The 12840-nt window shown below is 42.3% G+C and carries 17 protein-coding genes; all 17 read right to left on the reverse strand.

Going from position 1 to position 12840, the window contains the following annotated elements:
- A complete protein-coding gene (locus tag C6Y07_RS13015; protein ID WP_106156830.1) occupies positions 1-1347 on the reverse strand; it encodes a phage tail sheath family protein in 1347 nt (448 codons plus the stop codon).
- Between the two features lie 2 nt (positions 1348-1349).
- The gene (locus C6Y07_RS13020; protein WP_095285432.1) at positions 1350-1574 is read right to left on the reverse strand and encodes a YqzN/YkzM domain-containing protein; all 225 of its coding nucleotides are present in this window, start codon (positions 1572-1574) and stop codon (positions 1350-1352) included.
- Entirely contained in the window at positions 1561-2016 is a 456-nt protein-coding gene (locus tag C6Y07_RS13025; RefSeq protein WP_095285433.1) for a phage tail terminator family protein, read from the reverse strand. The genes C6Y07_RS13020 and C6Y07_RS13025 overlap by 14 nt, the downstream gene beginning before the upstream one ends.
- 4 nt (positions 2017-2020) lie before the next feature.
- Positions 2021-2527, reverse strand: coding sequence for an HK97 gp10 family phage protein (locus tag C6Y07_RS13030; RefSeq protein WP_095285434.1), 507 nt, complete (start codon positions 2525-2527; stop codon positions 2021-2023).
- Positions 2524-2880, reverse strand: coding sequence for a DUF3599 family protein (locus tag C6Y07_RS13035; RefSeq protein ID WP_095285435.1), 357 nt, complete (start codon positions 2878-2880; stop codon positions 2524-2526). The genes C6Y07_RS13030 and C6Y07_RS13035 overlap by 4 nt, the downstream gene beginning before the upstream one ends.
- A complete protein-coding gene (gene yqbG, locus C6Y07_RS13040; RefSeq protein WP_095285436.1) occupies positions 2877-3269 on the reverse strand; it encodes a protein YqbG in 393 nt (130 codons plus the stop codon). The genes C6Y07_RS13035 and yqbG overlap by 4 nt, the downstream gene beginning before the upstream one ends.
- Before the next feature lie 5 nt (positions 3270-3274).
- On the reverse strand, positions 3275-3667 hold the full coding sequence (locus tag C6Y07_RS13045; protein ID WP_095285437.1) for a YqbF domain-containing protein: 393 nt from the start codon (positions 3665-3667) through the stop codon (positions 3275-3277).
- 5 nt (positions 3668-3672) lie between these two features.
- Positions 3673-4596, reverse strand: a complete 924-nt coding sequence (locus C6Y07_RS13050; RefSeq protein ID WP_106156832.1) for a phage major capsid protein — start codon at positions 4594-4596, stop codon at positions 3673-3675.
- Between the two features lie 23 nt (positions 4597-4619).
- Positions 4620-5570 carry an XkdF-like putative serine protease domain-containing protein gene (locus tag C6Y07_RS13055; protein ID WP_106156833.1) on the reverse strand — a complete coding sequence of 317 codons (951 nt, stop codon included), beginning with the start codon at positions 5568-5570 and terminating at the stop codon, positions 4620-4622.
- Between the two features lie 34 nt (positions 5571-5604).
- On the reverse strand, positions 5605-6195 hold the full coding sequence (locus C6Y07_RS13060) for a hypothetical protein (RefSeq protein WP_106156835.1): 591 nt from the start codon (positions 6193-6195) through the stop codon (positions 5605-5607).
- Between the two features lie 42 nt (positions 6196-6237).
- A complete protein-coding gene (locus C6Y07_RS13065) occupies positions 6238-7155 on the reverse strand; it encodes a phage minor head protein (RefSeq protein ID WP_106156837.1) in 918 nt (305 codons plus the stop codon).
- A complete protein-coding gene (locus C6Y07_RS13070) occupies positions 7152-8672 on the reverse strand; it encodes a phage portal protein (protein ID WP_106156839.1) in 1521 nt (506 codons plus the stop codon). The genes C6Y07_RS13065 and C6Y07_RS13070 overlap by 4 nt, the downstream gene beginning before the upstream one ends.
- Entirely contained in the window at positions 8672-9967 is a 1296-nt protein-coding gene (locus tag C6Y07_RS13075) for a PBSX family phage terminase large subunit (RefSeq protein ID WP_189318379.1), read from the reverse strand. Before C6Y07_RS13075 ends, C6Y07_RS13070 begins: the two co-directional genes overlap by 1 nt.
- Before the next feature lie 11 nt (positions 9968-9978).
- Positions 9979-10848, reverse strand: a complete 870-nt coding sequence (gene terS / locus C6Y07_RS13080; protein WP_106156843.1) for a phage terminase small subunit — start codon at positions 10846-10848, stop codon at positions 9979-9981.
- A gap of 46 nt (positions 10849-10894) precedes the next feature.
- Entirely contained in the window at positions 10895-11143 is a 249-nt protein-coding gene (locus C6Y07_RS13085; RefSeq protein ID WP_106156845.1) for a hypothetical protein, read from the reverse strand.
- A 135-nt stretch (positions 11144-11278) separates the two neighbouring features.
- Positions 11279-12307 (reverse strand): DNA cytosine methyltransferase, encoded by a 1029-nt coding sequence (locus C6Y07_RS13090; RefSeq protein WP_106156847.1) that lies wholly within the window; start codon positions 12305-12307, stop codon positions 11279-11281.
- Between the two features lie 8 nt (positions 12308-12315).
- A complete protein-coding gene (locus C6Y07_RS13095) occupies positions 12316-12834 on the reverse strand; it encodes a ParB N-terminal domain-containing protein (RefSeq protein WP_041085544.1) in 519 nt (172 codons plus the stop codon).
- Between the last annotated feature and the right edge of the window lie 6 nt (positions 12835-12840).

Here is a 12840-nt window from a genome sequence, read left to right on the forward strand (position 1 = left end):
TTATTTCACCTCTACATTGAAATAGAATTTTTCAGCTGCATCAACAGGTTGAACAGCTAGATCAATCAAGAAACCGTCACGATCTTCATTTAAAGCGATCGTAATATCTGTTTCAGAGTCAAAGCCAGTGATTCCATCTCCGTCTTGCAGCTGAGTTAGATATTGCGTGATGAGTGTTTTCACCAGCTGCAACCCGTCATCAGATGCCGGAATGTCATTGCCATTTGCTTTGCGTAATTTAATCAGATTTTTTAATTCGAACGTTAAATCATTGTTGATCGCATCGAGCACACGAATGATCTTGTTTTTACCGAATGTCTTGTTTTTCTCCGTTGTATAGCTTGTCAGAGAGTTGATGTCCTTCTCAACGCTCACTGTGCGATCACGAGCATCAAACGTGAACAAGAATTCGCCTTGTGATAAGCGGTATTCCACTTGGTCATTATCCAAGCGCTCTAACGTATCCACAGCCCCTTCATATTCAACAAAGGTGAGTGACTGATTGAAATTTGCTCCTGCAGATGCACCGGCAACCCATGCTGTTGCTTTGGCTGGCGTAATCTCTGTGCCGTCTTCTAGCAGAACGCCACTTGTGACATTGATAATTCCTTCGTGATTAGCTGCATAGTTAGGTAAAACACCTTGCACCTTACGGCCTTGGTCATCACGCAGACGCTTGACGAACGCCACAAATGTCGCTTTTAACTGCTCGCTAGTGTTATTAGGCAGTGCAATTACGTCAAAGTATTCTGTTTCAGCTTCTTCTAAAAAAGCTGTATAGTCTGCGACACTTGGCACGCCGTTTTTCCCACCGCTTAGTGTTACGCCAGCTGTGATTGTCACTTCTCCTTCACCAGAGAACGAAACATATTTGTTTTGCTTCAGCTCTTTGACATCCGTCACAATCTGCTTATCCACAATATCTGTGCCTACGTAAGTCACCACATCACGCTTGGAGCTGTCCAATACGTTTTCAGTGACTTGGATCGTGACCTCATTGCCCTTTTGTCCGCCATAATTGGCAAGCACGTTGAAATTCTCGCTGATCTGAGCCTTTGCAGGTTCACCCTCATTCAAGCGATAAAGCAAGACTGTTTGTGCTTTTTTCTTGGCTTCTCGGAAAAGAAGCAGTGATTTGTCATCGATGTTTAATCCGACTTTTTTATTTAAGTCCTCGATGCCTGAGATAGAGATAAACGTCTTCGGCTCTCCCCAGCTCATTGTGATTGGAAGTGCAACGGTGCCGCGATCACCTAACGTGATACGCTGCTGTGCTGTGGTTTTGAAATTGAAGTAGATACCAGGACGCTTTTTTTCTGTACCTGGTGTAAATGTGCCTCCGTTCATGCTTAAACCTCCTTAGACAAAAAAGCCTCAATCTGCTTCTTTGCTTCTGTTTTTGTAATTGGTTGATCTTTGATATAAAAAAGAGCACCTTCAAGGATTTCAGGCTTTACGCCAAATACTTCCTTGCTGTGCTCTTTCAAGGCTTCAAATGAAAATGCCGCTTCTTTAGTAAGAACAGGTGCGGCTTTTTCTTCTTTCACCTGTGATTCATTTTTAGTCTTGCTCACGTTTGATCACCCCGTCTGAAAAATTTATGTCGTCAAGGCTTGGCTGCTCGTCTCGGTTGTACCAATAAGCACTATCCCATGTGAGGACAATCGTTGCCACACCTTGATCAGCAATCCTAGTTTCCGCCCTCTTGATTCGTATATATTGATCGAGCGGTTCACCGTCTTCAGCAACCATCTGAATGATATTCCGATCCGCTGATAAGGCATCTACAATCGATTCAGCTGCATCATGAGCCTGTCCAGAGTCCTTGTGAAACACTTTAACATGCAGCGTATATGTTTTGAGGAAAGTTGACACAGTATCGTTCCTTGTATTGACCCATGATGCTGGAAAGTACATCGATGGGATCTGAAACTGTTCAGGAATCTCTTTTTCATATACTTTCACCGGAAACCGCTTGTAACAATAATGCATGATGGAGCCGACTTCTTGATTCATTTAATCACCGCCCAAATTGCTCATCGATCCATTGCTGCAGCTTGCGATCTAGTGATTGTTCAAACATCTGTTCAAAGATGGATATTGCATTATCCCAATACCCGCTGCCCTCAACCCATTGAAATTTCAGGAGCATCCCTGTTTCGGCATTTGGGTCATATTCAAAACGATCACCAACCCATCTGCCAGGAACCCATCGTCTATCCTGATTTTTACTAGGATCAATGGTAAAGTGTCCATCGTTTGTGTAAGATGCATATTCCAAGTTGGTCCCAACATCCAACGTTAGACCGCCACTGCTCATCGAAAAGACGTTTTCTCGATCGCCTTTCTGAAAAGAGTTAAGCAAGCGACGAGCATCCACTGTTTTTGTACGAATGACCTCATCCTGAACAATATCTAGGAACTCATAACCCATTCCTTCAAGCCACTCTTCATATTCTGCTTGCAAGCCACCATTCACCGCAGCATTCAAGTCCTCTATGAATTGATCAAGACCATCTATCCTCATAGACTTTCACTCCTCATCGCTACCACCTCAATGTGGTGATTTTTGATCTGTCTGGGCTTTTGGAGTTTCAATGTCACGCCTTCCCATACCACCTTGTCATTTACTCGGACATCAGCGGTAATAGGAAAATGAACGAGATATGATTGATGAATAGTTGCGTTTGGTTCCTGCTGTGTGATGTTTTGATTTCTCTCTGTGAAATAACATGCTTGATCAACCTGATCAGGCTCATCAGGATATGAAAAGACCGGCTGCGCATCTTGAACAGGTATTCCATAGCGATCTTTTGATAGCTGTTTATTCTGAAGGTGGAAAATATCGCATCGATCCGTTAATAATGATTGATAGCTCATAGCGACCTCAACCTTAATTTGATGCTGCCTGGATCTTCTGGCGGTTCTCCTGGCTCAATGAAATCTATCAACAGGTTATACACATCTGGTTTTGAAACGGCGTTACCATCTGCCAGTGTATAAGAGTAATCGCCAATCTTTTCAGACTTGTACCCTTTGATGATTGATTCATCGCCGTTGATCAATGCAAAAAACTGTACCATTTTAATCAATGCGATCTTTGCCTTTTCAGGAAGCGGCTGATATTTTTCACTTGTGAAATCATGACCTACAATCTTAAATACCTCAGCTTCAGCCTCAATGATGTCACTTTCCAATAATTCATCTGAGCGGTTTTTCACGCTCTCGAATACGGTATACGCCCTAACTTCTTCAGGAGAGATCAGCATCAGCCTTACTCTCCTGTTTTTTCTTGTTGCTGTTGATGTTGATGTTCAAGGATGAAGGCAATTCTTTCACTTTCATTCTTGAACTCAGACGGATCGCCGCCAAGATCAACAATAACGGCTTCTTGTCCATCTTTCTTCATATCCTTCAATTCAGTTTCAGTGTAGATTTTTGCTTCTTGTGACGGTTCTTCTTCCTCTTTCACAGACTTATCATCTTCTTTTGGTTGATCATCCCTTTTTGGATCATCAACAGGTGCTTTCACTTCTGTACAATTGAAAAACTCATTGCCATCGAGATATTGAAAGACCTTTTTCTCAATCTCTTTTTCCTGATTTAAAAGAAAGACATGACCCATAACAGAGTATGTCTTTCCCTTGATCAATTCAGCTGTATACATATTGATCACTCCTTGACCTTGATGATCTTAGCAACAGCATCCTCTTCCTCAAACTTGCTGTCGAGCTTCGCTGTGAGGACAATAATAAATTTACGTCTGCGGATATCCTTTTCAACCTCAATACGAATATTGCGTGAGAAGCCAAGGATGATGTTTTTTGGATGAGTCAACAAGATGTCAGAAACATCTGTGCCGTCCGCATCATACGGTTGCATGTTTGCAACACCTTTGACTGGAACACCGAATGCAGAAGAAAGTCCACCTTGTACAGCTGCATCCCCTAAATTCGTTTGACGATCCGCTACTTTGTCTTTCCATTCGACCTCTTGCCCTGGGGAAGAATAGAAACGGAACTCTTGTGGGACTCGCAAATATTTTGGCGGAACAGCTTTGTATCCTTGTTTGAATACTTGGCGTGTAAGTGGTTCACCAGCAACATCTACGATATGAGATGTGGCTTGCTTTCGGATACCATCAAGTTGAGCAAGGTAAGTATCCTCAGATTTTGTATCACCGTTTAGGATCAACTCTTCAATGTCTACTGCCGCTCGTTCCGCCAACATTTGCATGATGGTATTCTGTAAATTATCACCCTCGATGTTGTTTTCAAGTGTGTCATATGTGATATTTACTTCTGCGATGACTTCTTTTGCAGCTAGCTGGACAGTGCTTGTTGTTGGCGCAACACGATCTTTTGCATCAAGCGCTTTGCCTTCTTCTCCAGCACGCAAGATACGCTGCCCAAAACCGATTTTTTCAATCTTTTGCGAATCGCTGTCCATTGGAATTACACGTGCATCTTGCAACAGGGTTGGTGTGTTTTGCACCATACGAATAAATGTAGATGCTTGCGTTGGATTCATGAGACCGCCAGTTTTCAAACTAGCAAGTGTCACTTCCGCTTTGTTTAGTACCTCTTGATTTCTCACTCTAGTTCCTCCTTTTTCTCGGCTTAAAGCAAGCCGTCCCATAACGCTTCAGATTTTTGTACGTCTTGTTGTTGATCTCCTACTCCATTACCTTGCGGACGTGCTTTTTCAAGCGCTTCGACTCTTTCAACAACTGGAGCCAATGCCTTTTCTACAGCTGCGGCCATTTCTTTTGCAACAGCTTCATTCGGTTGATTTTCTTGTGGATCAGGTTGTTGCTCGCCTTCTCCTTTCTCAAGGTCATCCAGACGTTTTACGACTGGTGCAATTGTTTCATCTAGCATCTTTTGCAGATCTTCTTTGTTCACTTCTTCTTCCTCCTTCTCTTCCGCTTGACTCAACAGATTGTCGATAGCGGCTCTAGCATTTTTTAATTCAGTTAAGTTAGCAGCGGAAAACTTCCGACCTGCCTTTTTTACTTCTTCCGCTGGCTTCTCATTTTTCAAAAAGAAGTTTTTGAGCAAAGAAAAAAGCCCCTTTTCATCAGAAGCTGGCTCACGCTCTTGTTTTCCTATGTCTGCTGTTCCGGCCATTGAATATCCGGTGATCTCGCCCTTTTGAATCTGTTCCCAGATTTCATCAGATGCTTTTGTCACAAGGACCCACGATCCTTTCTTGATCAGCTCATCGCCCATTTCAAAGTCAGACGGAGCAATGTACGATTCAACGACTTCACCGACACCGCCTTGGAAATCGTGTTGCTTATCAATCTCACGTGCATCCTTCAGGAACCCATGAGCGGCTTTTTCAATTTCTTCTGGTGTCATATAGTCTCCATGCGCATCCGCAACGTTTGGTTCATACACAATACCGTACACAAGACGCTTCGCATCATCAGCCTTTGCAATGACCTTGATCTCTTTTTGAAAGTCATTTTCTTTTTCTGACTTAACGAAAAAAAACTGCTTTTGGTTAGCAGCTTTGTCCACGTATGAAACGTGTGTGATTTTTGCATTTATCAATTCGCGTGGCAATTCATTCACCTCCTTTCAAAAGAAAAAGACCTCACTATGAATTAGAGGTCTCTGATTGAATTTCTTTTATTTTATTATCAAGAACAGCAATTATCTTAGGAGCATTTTCTTGATATTTCTTTTTCGGATATTCCATTGTTTTATTATCAATATATTCTATTTTGTCAAACATCTCCTTCAAATCACGAATAACCCTGTACATATCGTCAGTAATAATTTTTTGCGAGTTTAAATAACTAGCAAAAAAGATTGTTGATTGAATGTGATGAGCCGGGTCACTAAAAGAAATATCTTTTCTAGGGTCTTGCGACACTAAATATAAATCAAGAACCTTTTTATCTAGCTCTTCATTGAGTTGTTCTATAGTATGATAATTAGATAACTCACTCATTAAATTATCAAGTACACTAGAATTTTCTGAAGTAACAATACTATCTGTATGTTCTTGAATACTCTTAGCGTAATTATTTATATCGCGATGGATTTCAAAATCTTTGTACTTAATCGATATAATTGTTTTAATCAATTCAGAAATTGGTTCTTTTAAAAATCCTATAATTATAATAATAGCCACAGGCCATGCAATCGAGTTTATGATGCTCGATAATAATTCCATCCAATTCATATATTCCCCTCATTCCCAAAGTAATGAGGATATTATACTATTTCATTCCATGTTCTGTAAGACTTTTCTTCTAATCTCTTCTTTTTCCTCAGCTGACAATCCCAGAATAAGAGGGTCAACCACAGGACCAATCGCACAATGACAGTTAACCCTCTCTTTTGGAGAAAGCTTGGTATCTCTCGGAAACATGCACCGCTCTCCACTGCCTGGTATCTCAAATTCTTCATCGAGAGAAATGATCGTCCCGTCTAGTTGCACATGACTATCCCTCGACTGATTCTTTTTTCCACCGCTATGCTTCCACTTCTTCCCCGTCACAGCTGGAGATTGAACATAGGATTCGTGTTGCGCAACAGAAGAAGCGGTCAACACCTCTGTAATGGCTGTTACACGTGCGCGCTTCCGGCTGAATTCAGGAAGGTCCTTCAGCTCCAGTTCAATTTCTTGGATAGAGCGGCCTTCTTTTATACCCTCTTTCAGCGTTTGCTCTATGGCTGTATGAGTATTCAGCTTCATCAGCTGCGCCAACTCCTGCGACCACGATTCAATCCACTGTTCAGTTTTCTCAGAAAGCACCTTGAATGGAATATCAGCATCGATGGAATGCATAATCTTCTCAGCCAGCTGCGTGACAGTCAAAGTCAAGAATATGGCCGTTTCCTTTCCGAACAGCTCCGCAAATTCATCAGCTGCAAACAAGTCATTTTGAAAGAACGATAGAATTGATTCTAACGTCTCTGAATCATCCTTGGATATAAAACCATTCAGAGCATTTAAAAACGTCCTGCGTTGCAATCTGAACAATTTAGCAATAGTTTTCTCGTACTCTTCCACCAAAGAGGGTATACCCTTCAATTCAGGGAAATCAGCTACAACTGCTTCTAGTTCCTCGACCTCATCTGCCTCCGCTTTTTGCACAAAGGTATTGATGTTTTTTATCAGCTGATCAATCTTACTCATTTGCGGATCTCCTCTAGTTCATCCCTAAGGTCTTTGAGGATCGATACCAATTCATTCTGAGAACCTGCTGACTTCTGAAAAACCGTATCAAGCAAGCTAGTTGATGCCTTTGACTTTGCCTCAATTGGTCGGTGATATTCTTCCTCTGGCCATTCTTCTAATGTTTTTCCTAGAATACGGCCAGCCAGATCACGCAGGTCATTCGGTGAAACTGCTCCTGCTTGAATAAACGGTGTAAGAACCTTTGCAATTTCGAGCGGATCACGAAAGTCTGGACCATTCAATATGAGTCGCACATGCCAGAGATCGAGATCAGGAAGAAAGAGTGTATTGAGCTTGCCAGTGATGATCATTCTCTCCGGCTGGAATACCTGTTCTTCTGTCGTTTTTCGAGCGGTGTCAGCTGTGGCCTTGTTATAATCCTGTGATTCGCCTGTGTAGATCGGCGGCAGACGAAAAGAAGAACGTATCTTGTTTCTCGTTTTCTCATCGTATTCCAAAAAGAGTGCATCCTCCTGGAGAATCTCGGCCAGTGATTTTATATCCACCTTCACATTAGCCGGTTCTTCATCGTTCGATAGCTCATCCTTCTTGGGAATCCCTTCAACTTCCAACAAAAGAAACTTATGTGCATTGTCTGATCCCTCAATGCCGTTCATGTATTCCTGCAGCTGCTCATACGAGGATTCAGACAGCATCCCATTTTCCACTGTGATAGCGGCCGGCACATGACGACCTTGTTTAAAGTACAGATAGTTCAACTCTTCTGCCTTGCGCGCACCATACATATTTACGATGTTAACAATCCAACGAGGAACACCATATGTACCGCTGCCTATCTTGAAGTGAATGACTTCGCTTGCTATGTGATTAGAAGGGGTGTCTTCGCTGTATTCTCCCGTAGCAGCATTCATTGTTCTTGGATCGCCGTACTCCTTGAAGAATACTTTTTTAGTGTTGACCTGCTGCACATACTTCCTGAATCTCTTCTTCCGTTGCAATGACTTCACTTGACCATTTTCTGTGTATCGGAATTCGACGTCAACGGGATCACCCAGCTTACAAACTCGTAAGTATTGTGCATCCAGGTACTCAATACCTGCAGGTTTCCCTGTACCTTCTCGAAGCACTTCCACAAATCCATTACCTGTTTTCTCTCGGTCTTCTATTACATAACCAAGAACCACTTCGGCTGACTCATCATAGTTCATATATCTGGTGAACTCTTCAAGTTGGGTCCATTCTTTCTCAGCTGCCTTTTTCTTTTCCTTTGGTGCATTCTCAGCGTTAAAGTCGAAAGTGTATTCAACTCCCAAGCCGAATCCCAAAATGTTTGTTTTATACGCATCGATGCATTGCTGAAGAATGGTAGAATACTCGGCCATTTGTTTGAGCTCTTTGATATTGTATGACGGCTCGATCACATCATCAGCCTCGTAATTAAATCCATCCTCATAAATCTGCTTAGTGGTTTCAGACACATTGGCCTTCATCACTGTTGCTCTGACCGTTTTCATCAGCGTGACCTCCTTTCTCTGTTCGGGCGTGTCCGCTCTTTTGGTTTCTCTTTCAGGTCCGTTACCTCATAATCATCTAGCGCATACCAGATGGCTGAAAAAGTATGAGGGTCAATCTGAAACTCGTCCTCTATGATATTGCCGCGCTTGTCTGTCTTGTACGTGAGCGGCTGAAGCTCATAGATCGTGTTTTTGCATGAGTCGGAACAAATGATTTTCTTAAACCGCTTGATCTTCTTGGTGTACTGCAAGCGTGAGCCTTGGAACTTATGAGCGGCCACCATGTTGTATCCCATCTTGCGGAAATATGCGATTGTCTTCTGCTCATTATCAGCCTTAATCAGCTCTTTTGTTTCGACGAACTCTTTCAAATCCTCAACCGTGACATCATCAGTCTTGCCACGATCGTAATACTCCCAATAGATATATAGATACTTCTTCTCGTGATCAACAGCCAACCTAACCACAGCGTTATATGAATCAACGAAACCAAAGTCCATGCCCGCTCTAAGCAAAGGGCGATTAATATTTGAGATGGCCAGCATCACATCTTCATGTGGCTGCACCTCGAATTGTGGCAGAACACGAATTCCGTTTATGCCAAAATGACCTTTTCGGGCAATTCGATAAAGGTCGGGATCGTATTCTTTTAGTTCGTCCAGCTGCTTGATATAGCTCACAGGTAGAAATAGGTTATCTTCTGCCGTCGAGTGGTGATAGTACGTATCGTTGATAGCGATGGTGCGTTCTTTGTATAAAGTCTCGTCATCTAAGATAAAGCGGTTGTTCTGATCATCCTTAAAGAAATGTCTGTACGTCCAATTATCCTGGCCGACAGGGTTCGTCGATAGGATCATGTGCAGCTGCAATGTTGGATGACGCAAACGACCAAGCAGCTCCTTGAATCCCTCGTACTTCACTTCTGAACATTCTTCAATCCATATGATCGAGATGTTGTTGATCGACTTCAGCTTGGCTGGCATGTCCAAGCCTTTGAAAATGATCCGGCTGCCATTGTGAAATTTAAGCATGAGCGGTGATGTCCGGCACTGAATGACATGATCGAGTCCAAGATCATTCACGATCTCTTCAAATAAAGAGAAAGTGGAATCTCTATGTGTGTCATAGACTTCACGAATCACAAGGGCTGTTCTCTTTTCATCTAGCAACTTTAAGATGAGCTTCAGGGCAATATGATAGCTTTTGGAGGAGCCGTAACCGCCCACCAAGAACTGAAACTTCTGATCCCAATCAAAAAGAAAGTCCTCAAAATGTGGATTGACTTCCTTCTCCATCATTTGAACCATCAGTCATCACCTTTATTCTTCCGCTTAATTGTTATTTGTACAGAATCATCAACAGGACGTGCGGTGATCCGTTCCAGCTCTGCTTCTCTCGTTCGGTTTGCAAGATCAAGACCTCTGAGTCTCAATTCATGCTCTGACATAGTTTTCATAATGTCGTGTTTCTGCCTAATGGCTTTAAGACGCTTGTCTGTTACTCGCGTCAATGCTTCCTCTATTTCTAGGATGCGATCAATCACAGGTAATTGAGTTTCTTCCACCTCAGTGACTACAAGACGTTCATTGATAATTGGAACGTATTTGACAACACCATTCTCACTTGTCGAAGGTGCGACATCTTTTGTTTTTCTAAGTTGCTTAAGAACACGTCGCTGATTATCGGTTAAACCATTTTCATACTTCATGATTCTATGCATCATACGCCGCTCTCGAATACTAAGCTCACGTATGGTCAATTCAATTTGATAGAGCGGATCGGTCTCAATCTGCTCAAAGAGCTCTTTTTCTGTGTCGTCCATATAATCGAACATGATAGATTCATATTCACCTGTCCGCACAGAATTTCTATTCCCTTTTGGAGCACCACCAGTATTCCCTTTTGCATTTTGGTTACCTGGTGGCGCTTTACCACCTTTATTCCCTTTGGCGTTTTTACTCCCTTTGGGAGCCCCAGGGCGTTTAGGAGCGCTCCCTTTCAATTTAGGAGCGCTCCCTTTGAAATTATCATCCCATTTATCATTTGCTTTCCATTTACGGACAGTGCTGCTTGTCACACCCAACTCATCTGCAATGTCTTTGAGTAAGCGGGCTCCACCGCTCTCTTTCCAAAGACGGAAAGCTTCATCTCTTCTCGGATCACGTGGTCTAGCCATTACATATCACCCACCTCCGAAATGCTTAATTAAGTTTGAGTTGTTTTCAAATATCGTCATGCTTCTGAAGGTCGATGTCGAGTTCTATGAGCTTCTTCAGATCTTCTACTGAAGACAATTTGATGTTACCTTCTTTAAAATCCCTCACCCATTGAGAGATACAAGCCTGTGCAATTTTGCGATAGTTCTCTTTTGATTTATCTATACCTTCAGCCTGTTCGGCTTGAATGGTCATCATCATTTCCATTTTTTCTTCGCCAGAAAGGGAACGTGTGTTTTTATTTTCTATTGTCATTCTCCCTGACCTCCATTACAATAGTGGATGAGAGCGTGATATTTTCCCACAAACGCGGCCGCGTCTTGATCACGCTCTTAGGCAGGGAGTTTCTTTCTGTCTTTGAAGGGAGGGTGTTGTCAGCACCCTCTTTTTTTATTTAAACCATTGCAAATGTATCTGTTCTGCGATCCGTTTCATCATCACTGGAGGCACGCTCATCCCGCAGACATACTGCACTGAAGCGTCCATAAAGTCATAATCCAATGGGAAAGATTGCATCAGAATAATTTCCCTTTCAGAGATATAATAAGGTTCATCATATCTAATAAAGACAGAACCGCTTGCTAGTGTTGGCGGAACTAAACTATTTTTAACTAATACTGTATTGAAATTCCGCTCTTTACCTTCTGTTCGTTTAGTGATGTCTCCAATGTTGCCATCGGACGGACGCCGCTTAATCCATCTTTTATATGTTTTACTTGATTCATTTAGCCTTGATCCATGTCCACTTCTAAACTCTCCATATGTGACCGGTTGTTCATTGAAAGCCATTTTCAACGGTGGCAGATTCAGGTCCTTTCTACGGCCAATAAAAAAGACCCTCTCTCTTCTTTGCGGGACTCCCATTGTAGCCGCGTTCAGCAAGAACAGCTGAACGTCATACCCGATTTCTTTTGCTCGCTCAATGACAAGTTTCACATACCCCTTTGCTTTTCCTTTGATCATGCCGCTTACGTTCTCGGCTACAAAGGTTTTGGGCTGCAAACGTTCTACAGCATCCAGGTAATGAAAGAACAGATCATCTAGTTTTTGGACAGCTTGTCCCTCTCTGAATGCCTTTTCTTTTCCCCAATCCTCTTCTCTTTTTCCGGCCGTTGAAAACACGCTGCATGGCGGCGATCCATCGAACACATCAAGATTCATGAGTTCTTCAGGAAGATCGGAGAGCGGTATCTGGTTAAACTCTCGAATGTCCATAAGATAAGGATATTTCGGTTTGTGATTCTTTTTATAGATTTTCATCATTTGGGGATCAATCTCACAGTTCCCCAGCAATTCAAACCCTGCTAATTTGTAGCCCATTGAAGAGCCACCACCGCATGAGAAAGTGCTAAACACTTTCAACCCGTTGAAAGGGATGTTTTTAAGATCACTCAATTTCCATCTATAGTTCATGTTCATGCTGCCACCTACTCATTAAAAGAGAATCCGCACTTAGGACATGTATGCTCAAATTGGTCATCTCCATATTCATCAAGATCGATCTCATGACTCTCAGATACTGCTCCACCTTGACCTGTGTGTTCCAAATCATTCAGAACATCCTCTAATTCTGCGTCACTGAATCCCGTTAAGCTTAGATCATATCCTGATCCCTCTAAATCCTTCAGCAGTTCAGTAAGTTTATACTCATCCCATTCACCGTCTATTTTATTCAATGCGATATTCAGTGCTTTTTCATCTTGTTCATTAAGCGATACAACTGATACAGGAATATCACTTGGATTTTCCTCCATCAATACTTTGAAACGTTGATGACCTCCTACGAGATGGCCAGTCCGTTCATTCCATACTAAGGGATCAATGTATCCGAATTTTTTTATTGAGTTTTTCAGAGAGTCGTATTCTGGATCTCCTGGCTGCAGATCGATGCGGGGGTTATATGGTGATGGGTTAATTTTATGTACGGGAATTGTTTTGATATTCATCGCTGT

Origin of the sequence: Bacillus sp. LNXM12-1 (assembly GCF_003004375.1) — a bacterium.
In the GTDB taxonomy this organism is placed as follows: Bacteria; Bacillota; Bacilli; order Bacillales; family Bacillaceae; genus Bacillus.

Excerpts from the sequence above, each read along its gene's own strand:
- C6Y07_RS13015 (WP_106156830.1), bottom strand. The coding sequence starts at position 1,347 with ATGAACGGAGGCACATTTACACCAGGTACAGAAAAAAAGCGTCCTGGT.
- C6Y07_RS13025 (WP_095285433.1), bottom strand. The coding sequence starts at position 2,016 with ATGAATCAAGAAGTCGGCTCCATCATGCATTATTGTTACAAGCGGTTT.
- C6Y07_RS13030 (WP_095285434.1), bottom strand. The coding sequence starts at position 2,527 with ATGAGGATAGATGGTCTTGATCAATTCATAGAGGACTTGAATGCTGCG.
- C6Y07_RS13035 (WP_095285435.1), bottom strand. The coding sequence starts at position 2,880 with ATGAGCTATCAATCATTATTAACGGATCGATGCGATATTTTCCACCTT.
- yqbG (WP_095285436.1), bottom strand. The coding sequence starts at position 3,269 with ATGCTGATCTCTCCTGAAGAAGTTAGGGCGTATACCGTATTCGAGAGC.
- C6Y07_RS13045 (WP_095285437.1), bottom strand. The coding sequence starts at position 3,667 with ATGTATACAGCTGAATTGATCAAGGGAAAGACATACTCTGTTATGGGT.
- C6Y07_RS13060 (WP_106156835.1), bottom strand. The coding sequence starts at position 6,195 with ATGAATTGGATGGAATTATTATCGAGCATCATAAACTCGATTGCATGG.
- C6Y07_RS13065 (WP_106156837.1), bottom strand. The coding sequence starts at position 7,155 with ATGAGTAAGATTGATCAGCTGATAAAAAACATCAATACCTTTGTGCAA.
- C6Y07_RS13070 (WP_106156839.1), bottom strand. The coding sequence starts at position 8,672 with ATGAAAACGGTCAGAGCAACAGTGATGAAGGCCAATGTGTCTGAAACC.
- C6Y07_RS13075 (WP_189318379.1), bottom strand. The coding sequence starts at position 9,967 with ATGGAGAAGGAAGTCAATCCACATTTTGAGGACTTTCTTTTTGATTGG.
- terS (WP_106156843.1), bottom strand. The coding sequence starts at position 10,848 with ATGGCTAGACCACGTGATCCGAGAAGAGATGAAGCTTTCCGTCTTTGG.
- C6Y07_RS13085 (WP_106156845.1), bottom strand. The coding sequence starts at position 11,143 with ATGACAATAGAAAATAAAAACACACGTTCCCTTTCTGGCGAAGAAAAA.
- C6Y07_RS13090 (WP_106156847.1), bottom strand. The coding sequence starts at position 12,307 with ATGAACATGAACTATAGATGGAAATTGAGTGATCTTAAAAACATCCCT.
- C6Y07_RS13095 (WP_041085544.1), bottom strand. The coding sequence starts at position 12,834 with ATGAATATCAAAACAATTCCCGTACATAAAATTAACCCATCACCATAT.